The 21,490-nt window shown below is 66.8% G+C and carries 18 protein-coding genes, 1 tRNA gene and 4 pseudogenes; 7 read left to right on the top strand and 16 right to left on the bottom strand.

The annotated features are described in order from the left end of the window. Positions 1-34: 34 nt before the first annotated feature. From IEY95_RS14140 to IEY95_RS14130, 3 genes are all read left to right on the top strand, one after another. Positions 35-919, top strand: a complete 885-nt coding sequence (locus tag IEY95_RS14140) for a class I SAM-dependent methyltransferase (RefSeq protein WP_229702907.1) — start codon at positions 35-37, stop codon at positions 917-919. 26 nt (positions 920-945) lie between these two features. Then, positions 946-2,616 carry a hypothetical protein gene (locus tag IEY95_RS14135; RefSeq protein WP_189186328.1) on the top strand — a complete coding sequence of 557 codons (1,671 nt, stop codon included), beginning with the start codon at positions 946-948 and terminating at the stop codon, positions 2,614-2,616. A 214-nt stretch (positions 2,617-2,830) separates the two neighbouring features. Next, positions 2,831-3,556, top strand: coding sequence for a phytanoyl-CoA dioxygenase family protein (locus tag IEY95_RS14130; RefSeq protein ID WP_189186327.1), 726 nt, complete (start codon positions 2,831-2,833; stop codon positions 3,554-3,556). Here IEY95_RS14130 and IEY95_RS14125 read toward each other — a convergent pair. From IEY95_RS14125 to ppgK, 12 genes and pseudogenes are all read right to left on the bottom strand, one after another. Then, positions 3,553-4,369: pseudogene (locus tag IEY95_RS14125) on the bottom strand (GNAT family N-acetyltransferase). The gene IEY95_RS14130 and the pseudogene IEY95_RS14125 sit on opposite strands and share 4 nt — an antisense overlap. A gap of 19 nt (positions 4,370-4,388) precedes the next feature. Then, a complete protein-coding gene (locus IEY95_RS14120; RefSeq protein WP_189186326.1) occupies positions 4,389-5,333 on the bottom strand; it encodes an aminoglycoside phosphotransferase family protein in 945 nt (314 codons plus the stop codon). 63 nt (positions 5,334-5,396) lie between these two features. Continuing rightward, positions 5,397-5,840, bottom strand: a complete 444-nt coding sequence (locus IEY95_RS14115; RefSeq protein WP_229702905.1) for a serine O-acetyltransferase — start codon at positions 5,838-5,840, stop codon at positions 5,397-5,399. A 441-nt stretch (positions 5,841-6,281) separates the two neighbouring features. Next, the gene (locus IEY95_RS48925) at positions 6,282-7,403 is read right to left on the bottom strand and encodes a cytochrome P450 (protein WP_373294470.1); all 1,122 of its coding nucleotides are present in this window, start codon (positions 7,401-7,403) and stop codon (positions 6,282-6,284) included. A gap of 132 nt (positions 7,404-7,535) precedes the next feature. Next, positions 7,536-8,906: pseudogene (locus IEY95_RS14110) on the bottom strand (NAD(P)/FAD-dependent oxidoreductase); the annotation flags it as partial. After that, complete coding sequence (locus IEY95_RS14105; protein ID WP_229702903.1) at positions 8,903-9,103, bottom strand: ferredoxin; 201 nt, start codon at positions 9,101-9,103, stop codon at positions 8,903-8,905. The pseudogene IEY95_RS14110 and the gene IEY95_RS14105, both read right to left, overlap by 4 nt. Before the next feature lie 406 nt (positions 9,104-9,509). Continuing rightward, entirely contained in the window at positions 9,510-10,919 is a 1,410-nt protein-coding gene (gene zwf, locus IEY95_RS14100) for a glucose-6-phosphate dehydrogenase (protein ID WP_189186325.1), read from the bottom strand. A 177-nt stretch (positions 10,920-11,096) separates the two neighbouring features. Beyond that, positions 11,097-12,128, bottom strand: a complete 1,032-nt coding sequence (gene gnd / locus IEY95_RS14095) for a phosphogluconate dehydrogenase (NAD(+)-dependent, decarboxylating) (RefSeq protein ID WP_373294468.1) — start codon at positions 12,126-12,128, stop codon at positions 11,097-11,099. Between the two features lie 10 nt (positions 12,129-12,138). Beyond that, entirely contained in the window at positions 12,139-13,767 is a 1,629-nt protein-coding gene (gene pgi / locus IEY95_RS14090) for a glucose-6-phosphate isomerase (RefSeq protein WP_189186324.1), read from the bottom strand. A gap of 45 nt (positions 13,768-13,812) precedes the next feature. Continuing rightward, the gene (gene tal, locus IEY95_RS14085; protein WP_189186323.1) at positions 13,813-14,886 is read right to left on the bottom strand and encodes a transaldolase; all 1,074 of its coding nucleotides are present in this window, start codon (positions 14,884-14,886) and stop codon (positions 13,813-13,815) included. After that, positions 14,883-16,949, bottom strand: coding sequence for a transketolase (tkt, locus tag IEY95_RS14080; protein ID WP_229702901.1), 2,067 nt, complete (start codon positions 16,947-16,949; stop codon positions 14,883-14,885). Before tkt ends, tal begins: the two co-directional genes overlap by 4 nt. 51 nt (positions 16,950-17,000) lie before the next feature. Further along, positions 17,001-17,741, bottom strand: a complete 741-nt coding sequence (gene ppgK, locus IEY95_RS14075) for a polyphosphate--glucose phosphotransferase (protein WP_189186508.1) — start codon at positions 17,739-17,741, stop codon at positions 17,001-17,003. Positions 17,742-18,092: 351 nt separating this feature from the next. Here ppgK and IEY95_RS14070 point away from each other — a divergent pair, with 351 nt between their 5' ends. The 4 genes from IEY95_RS14070 (at position 18,093) to IEY95_RS14055 (ending at position 19,979) form a co-directional block, all read left to right on the top strand. After that, positions 18,093-18,821 carry a hypothetical protein gene (locus IEY95_RS14070; RefSeq protein ID WP_189186321.1) on the top strand — a complete coding sequence of 243 codons (729 nt, stop codon included), beginning with the start codon at positions 18,093-18,095 and terminating at the stop codon, positions 18,819-18,821. An 80-nt stretch (positions 18,822-18,901) separates the two neighbouring features. Continuing rightward, positions 18,902-18,967, top strand: a tRNA-Phe gene (locus tag IEY95_RS14065). 326 nt (positions 18,968-19,293) lie between these two features. Then, entirely contained in the window at positions 19,294-19,536 is a 243-nt protein-coding gene (locus IEY95_RS14060; RefSeq protein WP_189186320.1) for a type II toxin-antitoxin system Phd/YefM family antitoxin, read from the top strand. Then, positions 19,533-19,979: a PIN domain-containing protein gene (locus tag IEY95_RS14055; protein ID WP_189186319.1), complete on the top strand. Its 447-nt coding sequence runs from the start codon at positions 19,533-19,535 to the stop codon at positions 19,977-19,979. Before IEY95_RS14060 ends, IEY95_RS14055 begins: the two co-directional genes overlap by 4 nt. Before the next feature lie 110 nt (positions 19,980-20,089). Here IEY95_RS14055 and IEY95_RS14050 read toward each other — a convergent pair. From IEY95_RS14050 to IEY95_RS14040, 4 genes and pseudogenes are all read right to left on the bottom strand, one after another. Continuing rightward, positions 20,090-20,215: pseudogene (locus IEY95_RS14050) on the bottom strand (IS5/IS1182 family transposase); the annotation flags it as partial. A 153-nt stretch (positions 20,216-20,368) separates the two neighbouring features. Next, the gene (locus IEY95_RS14045; RefSeq protein WP_189186318.1) at positions 20,369-20,791 is read right to left on the bottom strand and encodes a DUF3592 domain-containing protein; all 423 of its coding nucleotides are present in this window, start codon (positions 20,789-20,791) and stop codon (positions 20,369-20,371) included. A 427-nt stretch (positions 20,792-21,218) separates the two neighbouring features. Next, positions 21,219-21,329: pseudogene (locus IEY95_RS50620) on the bottom strand (transposase); the annotation flags it as partial. Next, on the bottom strand, positions 21,280-21,423 hold the full coding sequence (locus tag IEY95_RS14040) for a hypothetical protein (RefSeq protein ID WP_373294472.1): 144 nt from the start codon (positions 21,421-21,423) through the stop codon (positions 21,280-21,282). The gene IEY95_RS14040 and the pseudogene IEY95_RS50620, both read right to left, overlap by 50 nt. Between the last annotated feature and the right edge of the window lie 67 nt (positions 21,424-21,490).

The raw sequence follows: 21,490 nt of genomic DNA, 5'->3' as shown, positions 1-21,490 counted from the left end.
CACGAGTCGTATGCGTCGGTGCTTCGATAACCGCATGACTGAGGCATCAGGAGGACTCGCCCCCGCGCACCAGGACATGATGCGCGTCAACGAGCTGAACTGGGACGCGCGCACATCCGTCCACATCGCCAGTCGGTACTACGGCCTCGAGGAAGGGAAGGCCCCCGACCCGTCCCGCTGGTTCGCCCCCTTCGAGTGGGACGACCTCGGAGAGCTGAAAGACCTCGACGTGCTCCATCTGCAGTGCCACTTGGGCACGGAGACGATTGCCTTCGCCCAACGTGGGGCCCGCACCGTCGGCTTGGACATCTCCGGCGATGCAATCGACGCGGCACGGGACCTCGCTACCCGCGCCGCGATCCCCGTCGAGTACGTGCACGCCAACGTCTACGACGCCCCAAGGGCCCTCGAAGGTCGCCAGTTCGACATCATCTACACCGGCAAGGGCGCTCTGTACTATCTGCCCGATCTGAACGCCTGGGCCAAGGCGATCACTCAACTGCTGCGCCCCGGCGGCAAGCTCTACATCGCTGAGTTTCATCCTCTCCTCAACGCTCTGCGTCCAAGGCCGCACGACGGTGACGGCCCCGACCTCGTCGGTCACCACTACGAGGCCGAGGAGCTGGTCATCGGACACGACTACTTGGCCAATGGCACCATCCAGCGTGAGTCCACCCACACGTACACCGATGGCCCCGCTCTGGAGGGCTCCACCGAGTTCTTCGAGTGGATGCACGGGCTGGACGATGTGATCAACGCTGTGATCGGAGCCGGCCTGCGCGTCGAGGCTCTGCGTGAGACACACCAACTGCCGTGGCGCCGATGGCACCGGATGGAGTCCACTCCCGACGGCTGGTGGCAGCTCCCGGCAAACGAGCCCCGCATCCCGCTCTTGTACGCCCTACTCGCCCGCAAGTAGGCCGGCAGAGATTGCAGAGGAGCCTCGTGAAGACCGTTGCGATACTCGTGAAGAACGGCATCGGCTTTGGCCATCTCCGGCGCGCTGTTCTGATCGCTGAGGCCATACAGAGCAGGGGCCGTCTGAAGCCGGTGATCATCAGCCAGGCGAGTTCCCTGAGCCTCTTCAAGAACACCCCGGTGGACGTCATCAACTTTCCGCTGCTGCACCGGGTCTCCTCGGCTGTCGCCGAGGATGCGTACACCGCGATCCTCGATCGACTCCTGGACAAGCTCGACCCCGCCGTGGTGGTCGAGGACACCTACCCCGACCCCCGCTATCTGGCTCTGCCCTCTCTCGCCCACCGTCCGCGGCTACTGGTCATGCGCCGCCTCGACGGAGCGTCCTTCGACCACCTACGCACCCAGGGCAGGTTCGCGGCCTTCGACAAGATCCTCATAGCCCAAAGCCGCGCAGACTTTGCCCGCGAGGGCCACAGCGGAGACTCCGCCGCCGCAGTCGAGTGCAGCGGCCGGTTCTCCTTCGTCGGCAACCTGAGCTACACGCCCGCCTCCGAGGAGATCGCGCGAACGCGAGCCGAGTACGCACCTCACGGTGAGCCGCTGGTCGTCGTGAACGGCGGTGCGGGCGGCGACCAGATGCCCGACGGCTACGGAGACCGGCTCTTCGGCGCCTGCGCCCAGGTCGCCGAACGCCTCCTCATCACAGGGCACCGAGCCCGCTTCGTCTTCGTCACCGGCCCGTATTACGCCGGCAAACCTCTGAGCGAAACCGCGAACGTCACGGTCCGCCGCTACGAGCCGCGCCTGGCGGCGCTCCTCGCAGCAGCCCACGTGGCAGTCATCAAGCCCGGGAACAACGCGCTCTCCGAGGCCCTGAGCGGGCAGGCCCACCTGGTGCTCGTGCCCGACGTGTCCTTCCTCGAAGGACTCGACGAACACGCTGGTCGAGTCGCCGACCACTACGGCGGCGCGACCTCCACCGCCGATCCCGACGCACTTGAACCGCTGGTCCGGGAAGCTCTTGCCCGGCCCCCGCGCACAGAGCGCCCCAAGGCGAATCACGAGGGACTCCTCCAGACGCTGGATGCCATCGAGGACTTGGCCGATGCTGTGGAGCCCCGGGTCCTGAAGCGTCAGCTCATGCTTGCGTTGACCCTCGGGGAAGGCCGCGATGTGACGGGCCTGCGTGACGTGCTTCCGCCACTGCTGGGGAGTGCGGTGCCGCTCGACGGAACCTCAGTGCCTGATGCTGACAGCCCTCCTTCGGAGAGCGTGCTACGTCGTGGGGAGCGAGCAGGCATCGTGGCCCTGCCGGCGGGTGAGCCCCCTTCCGTCCCTCCTCAGGAGTTGGTTGACCGCGGAGCCAGGTTGGCCATCACGCCGGCCCCCGTACCACGGGCGATCACACGCTGGATTCAACTGGCACCTGCTGTACCTGCGTTGGGCGTGTTGGCAGCCGAATACGTCGTAGCGCGCAAAGGGAGCCTTGATGAGAACCTCCGCCAGATAGCACGGACAGCCACGCACAACGAAACTGCCTGCGCAATCGTGGACTTGTCCCGCCTGGCTGATGACGACTCCGTCAAGCACTACCTGCACGGGCTGGCAGAGTGGCTGGGCACACAACCCGTCACGCTGCTCAGCTCGGAAGAGACCATCGCTCGCGTTACCCAGCGCCTCCTGGAGCAGTCGTGACGACACCTGCGCCTTCCGTGGAACCCGCTGTCGAACCGGACCTGGACCATGTCACCAGCTTCGACATCCGTCGGGCTGACAGCGATGTGGACGGGTTCGTCAACCAGGTCCTGGGGCTCCTCGCGTCAGGCGTGACACTCGTTGACGTCTCGCACCATGACCATCGCGGTACGACCATCGAACTACGAGCACCATCACGAAGGACATCGCCGCAATGACGCTCTCCGAGTACCCGGCCCACGTCCCAGCTGATGTGCAGGCGCAAGGCTATGCGATCTGGCCGGGCTTCCTCACAGGACCGGCCACAGCGCAGCTCCAAGACCAGGCGAGGCGCCTCGCGTCCGGAGCGCATGCGAACCACTACCCCAAGTCCACGCGGGTGTGGGACCTGTTCCGTCACGGCGAACCGTTCGTGGACCTGCTGGCCAACCGCTCTCTCGCGGCCGTCTTGGACGAGCTTCTGGGCGAGCACCATCTCCTCTCCGACTTCAGCCTGAACGTCGTCCACCCGCAGCAGCCCGTCGATGGCTGGCACATCGACTATCCGTACAACGAGATGCCGGCACCCGTGTCGGGATCACTCCTCGGGCTGCAATGCGTGCTGCCGTTGAGCCCGTTCCATTCCACCCATGGGGCCACTGAGCTGGTTCCCAGTTCGCACACAAGCAAGTCGCCGCCTGACCCACAGCAGATCAACGACCAGGTGGTATTCAACGCCGAGCCTGGCTCACTGCTGATCATGGCAGCGGCAACGTGGCACCGCTCGGGCTACAACACCTCTCCGAATCCGCGATCGGCGATCCTTCTGAGCTTCGTGGAGAGGTGGGTCCGGCCGATGAGCGATCCCCCAGAACAAGGCCCTTGGGCCCGCACCGGGACGCTGCGCACTCTCCTTGGAATGCAGCGTCCACCGGAAACCATCAACGGGGTGCCGATCTAGTCCAGAAAGTCGTACAGCGCGAAGTCCGTTACCGGACGGTAGCCGATCCGTTGGTAGAGACCGTTGCTGGTGAGGTTGGCCAGATCCGCGAACAGCAGCACCTCCACCGCGCCCGCCACCAGTGCCGCGCGGCTGACCTCGACCGTCGCGGCGCCCGCGTAACCGCGGCCGCGCAGGTGGGCCGGAGTGTAGACGGGGGCCACCCTGATCTGGTCAGCGACCATCGGAGTCACGCCCGCCATGGAGACGGGGGTGCCGTCTGGGGTCTCCCAGAACGTCCGCCGAGGGGGCTGCTCCGAGGGCCGCAGCGAACTCTCGGTACCAGCACATGAGTTGATCGCGGTCCTGCTCGCCCGCGATCCGGCCTCCGCCCTCCGGACGCGGCTCCGGCCGGGTGAGCGTGCCGATGCGGTACAGCCGCTGGCGCTCGTGGAGCGTCGGCGTCGCGCCGATGTGCCGTTGCCAGGCCTCGGCGAAGGCGGCCGCGGTGTCGCGGTCCGCGCTGACGCCGGGGACGGGGATGCCGAAGGCGGCCAGATGGGCGGCGAGGGTGTCGGACTCGTCGGCGGTGAGGGGGGTGAGGTTCAGGCGGTGGGGCGGGGTGCGGATGTAGGTCGCGCGGATCTCACCTGCCGTCTCCAGGATGCCGAAGACGGGGTTTTCGGCGCCGTATGCGTGCGGTCCTCGCGTACGCAGCGCCTCGGTCACCGTCAGGGGGATGGTGTGCAGGGCGGGGCGCGAGTGCAGGAAGTCTCCTGCGCGGGCCAGGAAGCCGTCCACGTCGTGGGTGAGGTGCCAGTCGTCCGGGCGCATGTCTCATGATCCCGCGCGTTCACAGACTGCGCCCGTGGTTTTCCGACGGGGCGAGGCTACGGGGCGCGGTCAGGGCTTCGGCGATCTGGTCGGTGATGTCCAGGAGCCAAGCAGGGTCTCCGTTCTGGCGACCCCATTGCGCGGACATCACTGCACGCGCCTGGGCCCAACGAGAGACACGCTCTCGATCCAGTTCGGCGGCATCGGCGAAGATGTCGAGACGACGAAACAGCGCGGTCTTCAGGTCGCCGGCGGTGAGCAGATCGTCGAAGTGGCCACGGAGTAGCTTGATGGCGTCGTACGCCGGGTCGCCGGCGTACCCCTTGGGATCGATTGCCAGCCAGGGTTCTCGCTCGGCCCGCAGCACGTTGGCGTAGTGCAGGTCGCCGTGGACGAGGCTGTCGGGCTGGTCGGGGCCAAGTTCCTTCACGGTCGAAAGCGCGGCGTCGACCACCCGATGTGGCAGCGGATAGGCCAACTCCTCTGCGCCCTTGCGGATTTCTTCCAGCCACCATTGCTCGGCGTGATGACGCAACCGTGGTAGGTGCGGTGGAGCCGGCACAGCCAATCTGTGGACGAGGCGGCCTGCAGCGGCCACTGCCTCGTCAACGTCGTCGAGATCAGCAAGGCTGGTCTGTTCTGCCTGCTCCAACACCATGGCAAAGTTCGAGTCGTCGCGCTCGTGCAGCAGCACGGCTCCGTGTCCACCCCAGCAGGCAAGAGCGTGGGGCTCATGGACAAGGCCGGGGTGCGGATGCGAGATCTTCAGGACTCCGGGGCTCCCATGGTGCAGCACGGGGACTACGAGCCCGACTTGTCCGTACATTGCTGTAGCAGTCGGTGTGCAGCTCCAACGCTCGAGCAGCTCATCCACGAGAAGGGGCAGAGTCGCAAGCCAGGCCCTGCTTTCCTCGCCCTCCCTGTCGAGTGTGCTGCTTGCGAAGTCGTCCGGTATCTCGATCATCCAGCACCCTTGTAGGCCTGATCTGCTCCGCTCCGTCCGTCGTCCTCAAGTGGAACGGACAGGCTAGGTCGTCTTTTCTCGCACAACCTGGGCGGGTACGCCGACAACTGTGGCCCCAGCAGGAACATCATGAGTTACGACAGCTCCGGCTCCGATGTTCGCTCCTTGTCCTACGTGGAGGCTCTTCTCGAACGGGGTGATCACGACGGCGTTTGCCCCGATCATGACATCGTCTCCGATGATGATGCGGTGCGGTGATCCCGCGGGGGCACGAACTGACAGCGTGACGTTCTGCCAGATACGTACCCGCCGGCCGATCGTCACGTTGTCGTGGATGACCGTCCCGAGCCCGTGGTGCCCGAGATACACGTCGGGGCTGACGTCTCCGCCAGCGGCAAGTGAGTTGTGGTAGAGGAACGAGTTGAGTTGCTTGACGCGCTTGGCAAGCCAGCGGTGTTCTCGCTTGCGTAGGGCGATCGCCCACATCCATAGCCGCTCAGGGCTCACGGTCCGTGCTCCTCCTGCCTGCGGGTTCCGCCACACGTGATCCGGAAGGGTCAGCGCCGCCGGGTACTCGTTACCCGCAACTCGGGCGCACGCGGCGCATCGTTCGTCAGCGTTGTACCGGCTCAGGGGGTTGCCGCACCGGGTGCGCCGATGATTGTCCTTGTGTGCCACTGCGGCCTCCCATCAGGGCACGAAATCCTGGTCAGAGATCTTCATGGGCGCAATCACCTCAGTGATATCACCAGGAGGATGTGCCAACACGGGCTTTCTGTCGCACCCTTGGCTCTCAGCCGACGAGAACGCGCAGCGATCGAACCACTCACAACGTGAGGTGATCGTCTCGTCAAGAGATCATCTGGGCCGCGTTGTCGGTGGCGGCTGGGAAGCTGCACACCCACCGGACAGCACCCTGTGCGGTCAAGTCTGCCCTCGGCTGCCGCGTCAACCGTCACCCTGCTCGATGTCCAGATGGATCGGACCCCGAAGAACGGGGCTGGGCCGGTACGGCGGCGGGTCGGCGACCAGCCTGGGGCGGTCGAGCCGGCGTACCAGCTCGGTCAGCGCGATCTGGGTTTCCCGCCGGGCCAGCGGGCCGCCGAAGCACAGGTGGACAGCGCTGCCGAACCCCAGGTGCTGGTTGTCACGACGATCCGGGTCGAAGCGGTCGGGATCGTGGAAGCGCTTCGGATCGCGGCTGCCTGAGGCCAACATGAGCATGATCTGCGAACCCTTGGGGATGACGGTGTCGCCGACGGCGATGTCGCTGTACGCCGCCCGCCACGGAATGATCTGCACGGGGGGCTCGTAGCGCAGCAGTTCCTCGACCAGCGGCACGACCAGGTCCGGTTCGTCGCGCAGCCGCTGCAGCACCTGCGGGTGGCGCAGCAGCGTCAGCATGCCGTTGGCGATGAGGTTGATGATGGTCTCGTGGCCGGCGATGAGCAGCAGTTTGGCGGTGGCGACGATTTCGGCGTCGGCCATCCGACCGTCGGGCCCGTCATCGTTGGCCAGTCGGCTCAACAGATCGTCGCCCGGCCGGCCGTGGCGCTGCTCCACCAGCCCGCCGAGGCACTGGCGCAAGTCCTTGCGGGCCTGTACCCCCTTGTCCAGTTTCTCCTTCGGGTCGGTCTTGGGGTTGTAGTCGACCGAGTTCATGATGTCGTTCACCCAGAGGTGGAACCTCGGCTCGTCCTCGCGTGGCACGCCGAGCAAGTGACAGATCACGGTGACGGGGAACGGGAAGGCGAAATCGTCGACGACGTCGATCTGCTCCTTGCCCGCGAAACCGTCGATCAGGCTGCCGACGGTGGCGGTCAGGAAGCCTTCAAGTCCGGTCACCAGCCCAGGGGTGTGCGGGGGGCCGAAGTGACGCATCGCCATACGCCGCAGGCGATCGTGCTCGGGCGGGTCCATGTGGATGAACGACGACGTGCCCCCTCCCTCGACCGAGGGCATCGGACGCGACAGATTGCGCACGTCGGAACTCAGATGCGGGTCATTCAGTATGTCCGTGATCTCGCGGTAGGTGCTGATGACGTAGCTGCCGTCCTCCTGCAGGGCCACCGGCGTCTTGCGCAACTCGGCATACAGCGGGTAAGGGTCGGCCCGGGCGGAGTAGTCGAAGATCCGTTGCAGCGTGCCGGGCGTCTCGGTCGCGGTCGTCCGGCCTTCCTCCTGCCGATGCTGGTGCACGGCCGTGACACGGCGCTCACCCGGGTCATGGCCTGTGACGACTGCGGTGGCGCCCTGAGCGAGCAGGGTGGGGCCGGGGAAGTCGACGGGCACCGGTTTCATGTCGGTCGGCCGGTCCGGCGTGGGGCAGGGGGGCGGGAAAGGTGCGGCCGTCTCGATCAACCGTCGGTAGTGGTCCAGCCACTTGCCGTTGTTGAAGCTCACGGCAGCCGTGACGCGGCCCCGATAGCCGTATGCGGTGACGAAACGGTGGTCCACCAGCGATCCCTGGATGACGACCACCTCGTCGGCGAAGGTCGGCACGCCGATGGACTTGATGTTGACGCCGAACTGGATCGACCAGAACAGCGGGATGGACAGGTGGGGCCGGCGGTCCGCCTGGGCGCTGACCATGTTGTGTGCCGCGACCTCTGCCTGCTCCACGGCGTTGGCCCAGTGCTCCAGTGAGATGAGCCGGTATTCGTAGATCGGGTTCGGGCAACGTGCCACGTCTCCCGCGGCGAAGACGTCGTCGGTGACGCGGCCATTGATGTCGAGGGCGCGGCAGCCCGTGTCGCAGGTGATTCCCCACACGCCCGCCGCCAGTCCCGACTCCCGCAGCCACTCGGTGTTGCGGATACTCCCGAGTGCCACCACCGCCACATCGGCGTCGATCGTGCTGCCGTCGTCGAAGTGAGCACGGCGAAACCGTCCCTGCGCGTCGCCCTCAAGCCGGGTGACCTTGACACCGCAACGCAGGTCGACGCCGTGAGCGCGCTGCATGTCCGCCGCAACCTCACCGATCACGGCACCCAGCGCCAGGGCCAACGGGGCCGCCCCGAGTTCGGCGACGGTCACCGGGATGTCCCGCTCTCGGCAGATGGAGGCGATCTCGGAGCCGGTGAATCCCGCACCGATGATCAGAACGCGGGAAGGCCCGGCGGCGAGGGCTCGCTGCAGGCTCTCGGCATGCTCGCGCGTACGTACGACGAACACTCCGTCCAGGGCCCCCTCGGACTCGACGAACCACGGCCGGGCCCGTACCCCGGTAGAGATCAGCACCCGGTCGAAGGGAACCTCGCGTCCGTCGGCGAGTCGCACGTGCTTCGTCGCGAGGTCCAGCCCGCTGGCGGGCACGCCCAGCAGCCACTCCGCATCGATGCCACGACGGCGGGGCAAAGCGGTGCCCCCGGCCGGCACCCACCCGGCCAGGACCTGCTTGGACAGGGGAGGCCGGTCGTAGGGCTCGCCCAACTCGTCACCGATCATGGTCAGCGATCCGGTGAAACCCTCGTCGCGCAGAGCCTCCGCGGCCCGCAGTCCCGCCAGTGACGCCCCGACAACCACGATGCGGCCATCGCGCTTGAACGCCTGCGGATTGTCGGCACTCGTCATGACGGCGACGCCTTCGCCGGTGCGTGCCGCGCCTCCAGCTGGTCGACCAGGATCGCCTGGACCGGGCAGGCCGCCGCGGCGCGCAGCACCTGGTCGCGCCGGGCGTCATCGGGGTTCGGGTCGTACATGGGCGCTTCCTCACCGTGCATCCGGAACGCCTCCGGAGCCAGGAACGCGCACTGCGCAAACCCTTTCACGGTCGTGGGCGTCGCCCCGCGCGTTCGAGGAGTACGTCTCGCATCCAAGATCCCCGCTGCACGGGAACCAGCCGACCAGAGACGTAGGCTGCCTTTTGGTTACGTAAGCGCCGCTCTTTTGGATTGCCGTTTCGACGGAAACCGTGTGGCACGGTGCGCCGGGATGCCGTCAGAGAATCAGCGTGACAGCGGCACCGGTATCGGCGAGTCCGATGGCCCGGGAGACGAACGCCTGAGATCCAACGTCGACATCGACGACGCTGGACAGCGGCGTACCTGGTAGAGGACCGGCGTACGCGGCACGGCAGCGAGACGCCGCGGCCCTGACCGCCGCGGAGAAGATCCGGCCGACTCCTCTATCCCTCTGCTGCTGCCCACGAGCGTCAGTGTCCGAGGCACGGCTGTGTCAGTCGGGAGACCTCGCCGGCAGCCATGGTTCGTGCCATCGCGGATATCCGGCGACGAGCTTGCTCGCTCCCGCCGGTCCCCAGGTCCCCTGCCGGTAGCGCTCGGGGTCGCTGGGCGCCTCCAGCAGTGGCTGGACGATTCGCCACGTCTCCTCCACCGAGTCCTCCCGGGTGAACAGGCTCGCGTTGCCTTGCATTGCATCACTGAGCAGGCGCTCGTACGGCTCGGGTGCCTCACCGAGCGCGGCCTCGAAGAGGAGGTCGAGGTCCACCAGCTGCGTGTCCTGTTTGCCCGGCTGCTTGGCCTGGATGCGGAAGTTCACACCAGGGCTCGGATCGATCCGCAGGATCCACTGGTCGGGCTCGGGCACGAACCGCTCCGCGAACGCAAGCCGCGGCGGGCGCTTGAACACGATCCGGATCTCGGTCACTCGCTCGGGGAGCGACTTGCCGGCGCGGATGAAGAACGGCACCCCGGACCAGCGCCAGTTCTCGACCTCCAGCCGCAACCCGACGAAGGTCTCGGTGCGCGAGCGCGGCCGCACGCCGGGGACCTGCAGGTACCCCTCGTACTGCCCGCGGACGTAGTGGGCCGGGTCGGCGTCGGGGATCGCCCGGAACACATCAACCCGGCGGTCCCGGAGCGCGTCCGCATCGGCGGCTGACGGCGGCTCGGACGCCACCAGGGCGAGCAGCTGCAGCAGATGGTTCTGCACGACGTCGCGGAGCGCGCCGACCGGGTCGTAGAAATGGCCGCGGTCCTCGACCCCGAAGTCCTCGGCCATGGTGATCTGCACGCAGGAGATGTGGTCGCGATTCCACACCGGCTCGAACACGGAGTTGGCGAACCGCAGGAACTGGATGTCCATCGCCGGCTCTTTGCCGAGGAAATGGTCGATCCTCAGCAGCTGATCCTCATCGAGGAGCTGACGCAGCTCGGCGTTGAGGGCGCGCGCCGACGCGAGGTCATGCCCGAATGGTTTCTCCACGACAACCCGGGCGCCCTTGGTCAGCCCGACGCCTGCCAGGCCCTCGACCACCCGGGCGAACAGCGACGGCGGGATCTCCAGATAGAAGACCGGGTGCCGCATGCCGTTGACCGCCCGGGCGAGGCGATGGAACGTCTCGGGGTCGGCGTAATCGCCCTGCACATAGCTGAGCCGGGCGGCGAACCGGGCCAAGACGCTTTCGTCCAGCGGCTCGCCCGCTGCCTCGATCGCCGCGCGGGCGTGGTCACGCAGCGCGTCGTCGGACCAGCCATCGCGCGCCACACCGACGATCGGGCAGGTCAGCAGCTTGCGCCGCTCAAGCCGATAGAGCGAGCGGAACGTCATCTTACGAGCGAGGTCGCCACTGATCCCGAAGATGACCAGCACGTCTGCGGGAACGTTCGACGAGTTCGAAGCCACCTCATCCTCCTTACGGAGCCGGCACGGCAATAGGGTCGGGCATCATGGTCCTGCCGACCGCTGGGCGCCGACGCGAGCAGGACCCCGGCCGACCGCCGCCGCGTCCGCGAGGCCGAGCGACGCCGCCGCCTCGACCCGGCCGGGCGGCGACGACCTCGAGTTCGTGGTGCACAGCGGTCAGCCCTTCTTTTCGGCGTGCCCGCCGAACTCGGAGCGCATCGCCGAGAGGATCTTGTCGGTGAACTCGCCGGCCTGCGTGGACTCGAAGCGCTCGTAGAGCGAGGTGGTGATGACCGGTACCGGGACGCCTTCGTCCACCGCGGCGAGGACGGTCCAGCGGCCTTCCCCGGAGTCGGAGACCCGCCCGGCGAAGTCGTCGAGGGAGGGCGACCTGGCGAAGGCGTCGGCGATCAGGTCGACCAGCCACGAGCCGACGACCGAGCCGCGCCGCCAGACCTCGGCCACCTCGGCGACGTCGATGTCGTACTGGTAGGCCCACGGATCGCGCAGCGGCGCCGTCTCCGCGTCGACCTCTTGCCGGCTTGTGCCGGCGTCCGCGCGCTTGATGATGGCGAGGCCCTCGGCGATCGCGGCCATCATCCCGTACTCGACCCCGTTGTGGACCATCTTCACGAAGTGCCCGGCGCCGTTCGGCCCGCAGTGCAGGTACCCGAGCGGGGCGGTGCCGTCGGTCCGGGTCCGGCTCGGCGTCGGCTCGGCGCTGCCCTCGCCGGGAGCGATCGTCTTGAAGATCGGGTCGAGATGGGCCACGACCTCATCCTCGCCGCCGATCATCAGGCAGTAGCCGCGCTCCAGCCCCCAGACCCCACCACTGGTCCCGCAGTCGACATAGTGCAGCGACTTGTCGGCAAGACGCTTGGCGCGCGTGATGTCGTCGCGGTAGTAGGAATTGCCACCGTCGATGAGGATGTCGCCGGGCTCCAGCAACGGCTCGAGCTGGTCGAGGATGGAGTCGACGATCGCAGCCGGAAGCATGAGCCACAGAGCCCGTGGCTTGTCCAGTTTCGCAACGAAATCCCGGAGTGAGTCTGCGCCCGTCGCACCCTCGCCGGCCAGTTCGGCGACGGCGGCCGCGTTGACGTCGGACACGACGCAATGGTGGCCGTCTCGCATCAGCCGACGCACCAGGTTCGCCCCCATCCGGCCGAGCCCGATCATCCCGAGCTGCATGGGCTTGTCTGTCGCCATGTGGTGCCTCCTAGTCCTTGAGCGTGCGGTAGTGCCGGATCAGCGCGTTCGTGGACGAGTCGTGGTCGAGCTCAGGCTCGGTCGCGCTCTCGAGCTCCGGAATGATCGCGACAGCAAGCACCTTGCCGAGCTCGACGCCCCACTGGTCGAAGGAGTCGATCCCCCAGATCGTCCCCTGGGTGAACACGCTGTGCTCGTAGAGCGCGACCAGCGTGCCGAGCCGGTACGGGGTGAGCACCTCGGCCAGCAGCACGTTCGTCGGGCGGTTGCCCTCCATCACCCGGTGCGGCGCCACGTCCTGCGCCGTCCCCTCGGCGCGCACCTCGTCCTCGGTCTTGCCGAAGCCGAGCGCCTGGGCCTGGGCGAAGACGTTCGACGAGAGGATGTCGTGGTGGCTGCCGAGCGGGTTGAGCGACTTGCCGAAGCCGATCAGGTCCACCGGGATCAGCTTGGTGCCCTGGTGGATCAGCTGGTAGAAGCTGTGCTGCCCATTGGTCCCCGGCTCCCCCCAGTACACCGCGCCGGTCTGGTAGTCCACCGGCACGCCCTCAAGCGTCACGTGCTTGCCGTTGGACTCCATGGTGAGCTGCTGCAGGTAGGCCGGGAAGCGCTTCAGATACTGGTCGTAGGGCATCACGCCGACGGTCTGGGCGCCGAAGAAGTCGCCGTACCAGACGGCGAGCAGTCCCATCAGGACCGGCAGGTTCTGTTCGAACGGCGCGGTGCGGAAGTGCGTGTCCATCGCGTGGAATCCGGCGAGGAGATCGCGGTAATGGTCGGGGCCGACAGCGAGCATCGTCGAGAGACCGATCGCGGAGTCCATCGAGTAGCGCCCGCCGACCCAGTCCCAGAAGCCGAACATGTTCGCGGTGTCGATGCCGAACTCGGTGACCCGTTGCGCGTTCGTGGACACCGCCACGAAATGCCGGGCGACCGCCGCCTCGTCACCGAGCTGCGCCAGGACCCATTCACGCGCGGAGCGGGCATTGGTCATCGTCTCCAGCGTCCCGAACGTCTTCGAGGCGATGATGAACAGCGTCTCTTCGGCGGCCAGATCACGGGTCGCCTCGACGATGTCCGTCGAGTCGACGTTGGACACGAACCTGAACGTGAGATCGCGCCGGCTGTAATGGCGCAGCGCCTCGTAGGCCATGACGGGTCCGAGGTCGGAGCCACCGATGCCGACGTTGATGATGTTGCGGATCGGCTTGCCGGTGGCGCCTTTCCAGGCGCCCGAGCGGACCTGGTCCGCGAATGCCTCCATCCGGTCGAGCACCTCGTGCACCTGCGCGACGACGTCCACTCCGCCGACGACGAGCGAGGACTCCTTCGGCGTCCGCAGCGCCACGTGCAGCACCGGCCGGTGCTCCGAGACGTTGATCCGATCGCCGGCGAACATCCGGTCGATGTGCTCGCGCAGTCCCGATTCCTCGGCGAGCTGGAGCAGCAGCCTTAAGGTCTCGTCGGTGATCCGGTTCTTCGAATAGTCCAGGTACAGGCCGGTGGCCTCGGCCGTCATCCGCTCGCCGCGTCCCGGATCGGCGGCGAACAGCTCGCGCAGGTGGCGCCCGGCGATCTCGGAGTGATGGCCCGCGAGCGCCTTCCACGCAGGACGCTCGCGCAGTGCGGTCGATGGCATGGCTCGCTCCTCTGATGGGTTCAGTCCGGCCGCTCGGCGCCGAGGTCAGGCCACGGCCTCGCTCTGCACGTCGATTCGCTCCATGAGGTCGTTCCAGGCCGCGACAAAGGACGTGGCGCCTTCGCTCTGCAACTGGGCGGCAAGCGCCCTGAGGTCGACGCCCGCGCTCGCGAAGCGGGCCAGCGTTGCCTCGGATTCGCCCCCGTCCGACGGCAGCGTCTCTCCGATCTCGCCATGGTCGAAGAAGGCTTTCAGGGTGTCGTCGGGCATCGTGTTGACCGTGAAGGGCGCGGCCAGACCGTGGACGTAAAGCGTGTCGGAGGCGGCCGGGTCCTTCGTCCTCGTGCTGGCCCAGAGCAGCCGCTGCATTCGCGCGCCGCCATTCTCCAGCCGCTGGAAGCGCTGCGAGCCCATCACTTCGCGGTACGTCCGGTACACGTCGAGGCCGACGGCGAGGGCGAGGGTGTCGGTGAGGCCGACCGGTGCGGTGTCCTTGACCGCCACGTCCCAGCGTGACATGAACACCGACGCGACCGAGCCGACAGCGGGGTCGTGGCCGGCCTGCACCCGGCGCTCGACGCCACGCAGGTAGGCGTCAGCCGCGGCCCGGTAGTGGTCTGCCGAGAACAGCAGCGTCACGTTCACCGGAACGCCCGAGGCGATGGCCTCCTCGATCGCCGGCAGCCCCTCGGGCGTGCCGGGGATCTTGATGAAGAGGTTGCGCCGGTCGGCCCTGGCGTGCAGCGCCTTGGCGGCCGCCACCGTTCGCTGCGTGTCGTGGGCGAGCAGGGGCGAGACCTCCAGCGAGACCCAGCCGTCGACGCCGTCGGTGCGTTCGTGGATGGGCAGGAACAGGTCGGCGGCCCGCTGCAGGTCCTCGATGGCCAGCTCGAAGAACAGCTCCTCGCCCTTGCGCCCGCCCGCCGCCTTCGCGCGGATCGCGTCGTCGTAGTCACCGGAGCCGATCGCCTTGTCGAAGATCGAGGGGTTGGAGGTGAGCCCTGTCACCGAGTACTGGTCGATGTAGTGCTGGATCTGGCCCGTATCGAGCATCGAACGGGTGATGTTGTCCAGCCAGATGCTCTGTCCCTGCTCATGGAGCGCCTGGGTTACGTTCACGCCTGCTCCCTACCGGCGGCCACGCACTCGCGGGCAACCTGGGTGACCTTCTCGGGAGTGAAGCCGAATTTGGTCAGCAGCATCTTGAGCGGCGCCGATGCCCCGAACGTGTGCATGCCGACGACCGCGCCGCCGTCGCCGACGTAACGGTCCCAGCCGAGAGTCGCCGCCTGCTCGATGGCGACCCGGGCCCTGACCCCGGGCGGGATGACCGAGTCGCGGTATTCCTTGGGCTGGCGGTCGAACAATTCCCAGCAGGGCATGCTGACCACGCGAGCCGCGAGGCCCTCGGCAGCGAGCTCGTCACGGGCCGCGAGCGCGAGTTGCACCTCCGACCCGGTGGCGAGCAGGATGACGTCGGGCTTGCCGTCCACCGCGTCGACCAGGACATAGGCTCCCCTGGCCACCCCGGATGCGGCCCCCATCTCGGAGCGGTCGAGGGTCGGCAGTGCCTGACGGGAAAGGACCAGCACCGCCGGCTCGTGCCTGAGCGCGGCGACGACCCGCCAGGTCTCGACGACCTCGTTCGCGTCGGCCGGGCGGAACACCAGCAGCCCCGGCATCGCGCGCAGCGACGCGAGCTGCTCGACCGGCTGGTGGGTGGGACCGTCCTCGCCGACCCCGATCGAGTCGTGGGTGAAGATGTGCACGACCGGGATCTCCATCAGCGCTGAAAGCCGGATCGCGCCGCGTGCGTAGTCCGAGAAGATCAGGAACCCCGACCAGTACGAGCGCAGCTTGGTCAGCGCCATCCCGTTCGTGATCGCGGTGGCGGCGTGCTCGCGGATCCCGAAGTGGAGGTTGCGCCCCGAGCGGTCATCGGCCTGGAAGTCGCCGGCGCCGGAGAACATGAGGTTGGTCTTGGTCGACGGGGAAAGGTCCGCCGACCCGCCAAGCACCCACGGCACGGCTTGGGCAAGCGCGTTGAGCACCTGGCCGCTGGAGTCACGGCCGGCGATGCCTTTGGCGTCGGCCGGGAAGGTCGGCAGCGCCGACTCCCATCCCTCCGGCAGGTCACGTCGCTGGATACGCCCCAGCTCGTCGGCGAGCTCGGGATGGATGGTTCGGTAGGCCTCGATTCGAGCCTCCCAGCTCGTCCGGGCTTCGCGACCGCGCGCGCCGACTCCTGCGGCGAAGTGCTCGTAGACGCCGTCGGGAACGAAGAAGTCCTTGTCCTCCGGCATCCCGAGGAATCGCTTGGTCGACTTGACGCCCTCCACGCCGAACGGCGCGCCGTGCGCCTTCGGGGTGTCCTCGACCGGTGACCCGTAGCCGATGTGGCTGTGCACCACGATGAGCGTCGGGCGCTCGTTCTCGGACTTGAAGGTGTGCAGCGCGCGGGCCACGGCCTCGAGGTCGTTGGCGTCGGCCACGGTGGTGACGTTCCAGCCGTAGCCGATGAACCGGGCCGCCACGTCCTCGGTGAACGCGATGTCGGTGTGGCCCTCGATCGTCACCCGGTTGGAGTCGTAGATCCAGCAGAGGTTCGACAGCCGCTGGTGGGCCGCGAGCGAGGCAGCCTCCGAGGAGACCCCCTCCATCATGCAGCCGTCGCCGGCCATCGCGTACACGTCGAAGTCGAAGACGGTGAAGTCGTCGCGGTTGTACCGGGCGGCGAGCCACTGCCCGGCGATCGCCATCCCGACCGAGGTCGCAACGCCCTGGCCGAGCGGGCCGGTCGTGGTCTCCACGCCGCTGGTCCACCGGTACTCCGGGTGCCCGGGGCAGCGCGAGCCGAGCTGGCGGAACGTCCTGAGGTCGTCGAGGGTCACGGCGGGTCGGCCGAGGACCTCGTAGTCGGGGTCGACAGCCTGCACGCCGGTGAGGTGTAACAGCGACCAGAGCAACGCGGAGGCGTGTCCTTCCGACAGCACGAAGCGGTCGCGGTTGGGCCAGATCGGGTCGGCCGGGTCGAAGCGCAGGAAGCGTTGCCAGAGCGTGTACGCGACCGGGGCGATTCCCATCGGTGTCCCCGGATGGCCGGAGTTGGCCGCCTGGATGGCGTCCATGCACAGCGTGCGGATCGTGTTGACGGAAAGGGTTTCCAGGTCGTTGTTGCTCAATGCGAGCCTCCCTGAAGGTGCTGCCCCTGCGCTCATATCGAGCGCGGCAGACTAGGGTTGAGCTTTCCCGGCCGGGGCGAAGAGCGCCGCGCCGACAATGCCCGCATCGTTCAACAGCTGCGCCGGCACGATTTCGGTCCTGAGCTGGATGTGCGGCAGGAACTTGTCGGCCTTCTTGCTGACGCCGCCGCCGATGACAATCAGGTCGGGCCACAGCAGCCGCTGGACGAGCTCGAGATACGTCTCCAGACGGTGCGCCCATTTCTTCCAGGACAGGTCGTCGTGCTCACGCACCGACTCCGCGGCCCAGTCCTCGGCATCCTGGTGGTGCAGCGGCAGGTGCCCCAGCTCACTGTTGGGCACCAGGAACCCGTCGGAGAAGATGGCGCTGCCGATACCGGTGCCGAGCGTCACCATCACGACGACGCCCTTGCGTCCCTTGCCTGCGCCGAAGCGCATCTCGGCGATCCCGGCCGCGTCGGCGTCGTTCACTACCCGCACGTCGCGGCCGGTCGCTCGTGCGAAGAGCTGTGCCGCGTCCGTCTCCATCCAGGCCGGATCGATATTGGCCGTCGTCTGGACTTTGCCGCCGCGGATGACGGCCGGGAGCGTCAGTCCGACCGGTCCTGGGACGCCGATCCGGGAGAGCACCTGCACGACCACGTCCGCGACTGCCTCCGGGGTCGCCGGATGCGGGGTCGGGATCCGGACCCGCTCACCGGTGAGGCTGCCGAGCTCGAGGTCGACCGGCGCTCCCTTGATACCGGTCCCGCCGATGTCGACCCCCAGCATGTGGGCCGTCTTGTCCAGACTTGCCTGCGCCACTGCCCACTCCCCTCAGGGGCTGGCCCAAAATGGGTTGTGCGAATTTTGGACGTCAAACGCAACATACTTTCCCAAATAATAATCTAATTCTTAACAATAGCATATATCCTTTATATTCGCTACATCACTTTTATCAGGCTATATAGAAACCTGAGAGCTCGTAACACGATCACGGTCGGGTGTTTCGCCGGGGACTGGCGGACCAGCGAGGTGCCGACTTACGCATGCGGGACTTGAAGCGGTGTCGTTCCCGCCGGGCCCGACGTCCGGCGCGACGGTGCGCCAGTCCCTCGCGGACGAGCCGAGTACGCTCCGCGCATGGCTGTTACGGTGCACATCCCGGAGTACGTGGAGGACTGCGCGCTGGTAGCGGGCGAGGATCTCGCGCGGGAACCCGCGTTCTGGCTCGCCCATCTCCTGTTGACCGTGGGGGATCCGAGCGAGGATCCAGAACGCTACGGGGTGGGCACGTCGGCCTACGAGGAGATGGTGGAGCGCCTCGGTAACCCTGAAGAGCCCTGGCCTGTGCTGCGCGTCCCTTTCGACGGTGGACATACCGCCTACGTCGTGTATGCCAACTTCGAAGACTTGAACAACGTCGACTTCTTCGTCCGCCACCCCGAGTGGGGACGACTCGGTTACCTCGGTCAGTACGGCGCTGACGAGGCCAGCCCCGGACTGTCCTGGACGGAGCTCACCGTTCTCGCTGAGGCCGCACAGGACAAGCGTGAGGGCCTGACCGACGGGTCACAGCGTCTTCTGCTCCTGCTTCCGATGCTTGGCGATGCCGACATGCCCAGCGAAGCGCGCCCCATGGTGGCGCAAGCGCTGTCCCGCTGTGGCATACGTTCGGATGCAGCCGACGAGTTGGCTACAGCTCTGCTGGGCGAGCAGGAGCCAGATGGTGAACCCCGCTGGACCGTGACTACTGACAACCCGATCGCCGTGTGTTCGTCGTCCAACAGCCCCCGCCGGATACCGCTCGCCCTCGGTATCACGCCAGGCCAATCCCAGGCTCTTGCGGACGCCTTCAACGGACGTCGGTGACATCCATGGCCGACATCAACGTCGAGGAACACCAGCGGTCCAGGGCAGTCAGACGTGACCGTGCCGTCGTGTGGTGATGCGCCTCCAGGTGACCCACGAGCGAACTCCTGAAGCGGGTGTCGCAGGTTCGAATCCTGCCGGAGGCACAACGAAGCGCCAGGTAATTGGACATAACACCCCTCCGCGGATGTCACGGAGGGGTGCTTTTGTCCCAAATGGGAACCCAATGGGAACGGCACGATGAGTAACATCAGGTAGCTTTACGTCGATCGCGCCGTGAGGTATCGCGCGGTTTCGCCGCGACTTGTATGGCATTTCCGCCCTGGCCAGACCGCTTCGGCGATGTTGGGCGCCGGCAGAAACACCTGGCCGCGCGTACCGGAGAACCCTCTGGAGAAAGCGGTGACACCGCTCCGATCGCCATGGTGCGCACCCGCACGGCGGAACGCACTCGCGTAGTAACATGTACTACATGGAGACCACGGCCCGCGAGTTCAACCAGAAGTCCTCCCAGATCCTCGCCGCAGCAGCCCGCGGCGAGACCGTCACCGTCACCAAGAACGGCACACCCGTCGCACGGGTCGTCCCGATAAACGACACCGAGGTGCCCCCGTACCCGACCGACCCCATGGGCGACCTTGACCTCCCCGACCTCGGCCTGCCCGACCTCACAGACGACGAGATCGAGAACACCCTCAAGGGAATGGGCGCGTGAGCCTGGTCGCCGTCGCCGACACCAACGGCCTGTACCGCCTGCTCGACCCGAAACTCACCGGCCACCAGGAACACAAGAAGGCCCTGGCAGCAACCAGCCACCTCATCGTCTCCCCCATGGTCCTGGCCGAACTGGACTACCTGATCTCAACCCGTGCCGGAGCCCAGAAAGCCCTGATCGCGGCGCGCTTCATCGAACGTAACGTCGCAACCCGACGCTTCGAGGTGCCCTCCGTCAGCACTCACCTGAGCGCGGCGGTCGCGGTCGCCGAAGGCTACGCGGACGCCGACGGCGGCCAAGGCATCGGCCTCACCGACGCCATGAACGTCGCCCTCGCCGCCGCCTACCGCACCGACGCCCTACTCACCACCGACCGCCACTTCCGCATGGTCCGGCCCCTGACCGGCCACCCGGCATTCCGGCTCCTGCCGGAAGATCTGTAGTCACGGCGGCCTTGCCTGCCCGGGGACGCCCGCTCACCGCGTCGCGTGGTGCCGTCCCGGAGCGGTTCGATCAGCCTTGGACGTCCGGACGAAGCGGTGGCATGTCCCACGGCGCGGGTGATCCGGGTGATCGCCTTTGGGTCGAGGCTGACCCTGCGCAGAGCCTTGAAGGTCACCTTGAGCAGGGCGTTGGCACGTTCGGCCACGCTGTGGGCGCCTCGGATGACGGAGTTGAACCTTGATATGGCTGAGAGTGAAGTCATCTTTTTCCTGGACAACTCGGCGTATTTATGCGGACGTCATGAACGTCTCCTGGGGTGGGAATGGGAACGAAAAACCCGGCCATAAGCAGGCCGGGTGAAGGGTGGTTGGGGGCGGTCTGGATTGAGTCAGCCCAGAGTGAGGCTGATGAGGATGGCTGCCGCGACCAGGTCAAGCGCGAGGCCGACAGGGCCTAGGAGCAGAGCGATGAACAGGATGGCTCTGCTGTCTTGCCCCATGCACTCCGCCGCATCCGAATTTGAGGGGAAGAGCGGGTCGTACAGAACGCTGATTTCCGTGCCAGGGACGACTGCTGTGCGCGAGATGGGGGACGATGTGCCGTGGTACTCGACGCCGTCCACCTCATATGTGAAATGCAGAGAGACGGAGTTGTCGTGTATCTGCAGATGTGTACAGACTGCGGTGCTTTGGGCACCGCAACGTTTCAGTCGTCGACCCGCTTGCCATGCACGGAAGAAATGTACTGCCGCGGTACTAAAAGAAGCGCCGAGGCCGCCTAAAAGTACCAGTGCAAGGAGTGTCTTTCCCATGATTCCCCTTCTCCCCTTCTGTCCCGGAGCGGTAGATTATCGCCCCTCAGTGCTCAGGAGAAGAATTTCGTAGCCTCCGCCGTATTGAGCCCTTCTCGGTAACGTCTCGTGACGGTTCGATATCTTCGTTCAGCTGGTGCGGTCGTGTTCCATAAGGCTTCTGACATCCACGGCCGACATCAACGACGCCAGACGAGGGCGTACGCCAGCATCCCTGTCCGGCCGTCGCACCGGTCGACGGCAGCAGCCGGAGCGGGCTCGGATCGAACTCCTAAAGCGGGTGTCGCAGGTTCGAATCCTGCCGGGGCACTGTGTCTGATCTGCGCGTTCACCCTCACGGGGTGGGCGCGCTGATCTTCGTGGCCATGGCATTGACCATGAATAGGTTCCGCGGTCATGTCGAAGACGAAGCTGAGGAGCCGTCAGCGTAACTGCCGGACCTGAGCTTGGGGATGGCGAGTTCGACGGTGCCGGTCCTCGTGTCCCCCTCACGTGGGTGATACGTCGGCCTCCGCGGACATGAGCGCGTCGGCGAACGTCCTGACCATCGCGCGCAGCAGATCGGGACTCGCCGACACGAGGTTCTCCTCCGCCAGGGCATGCAGGGGCAGCAGACTGTCAGGTGCGGTCATCGTGCTGATCTCCTTCGTTGCAGCTGCCAGGAGAATCTGGACCCTCACCCCGACGCCGGGCCAAGCG

The sequence above is a fragment of the Streptomyces albiflavescens genome (assembly GCF_014645835.1).
In the GTDB taxonomy this organism is placed as follows: Bacteria; Actinomycetota; Actinomycetes; order Streptomycetales; family Streptomycetaceae; genus Streptomyces; species Streptomyces albiflavescens.
This window is presented reverse-complemented; position numbering and strand designations above follow the sequence as displayed.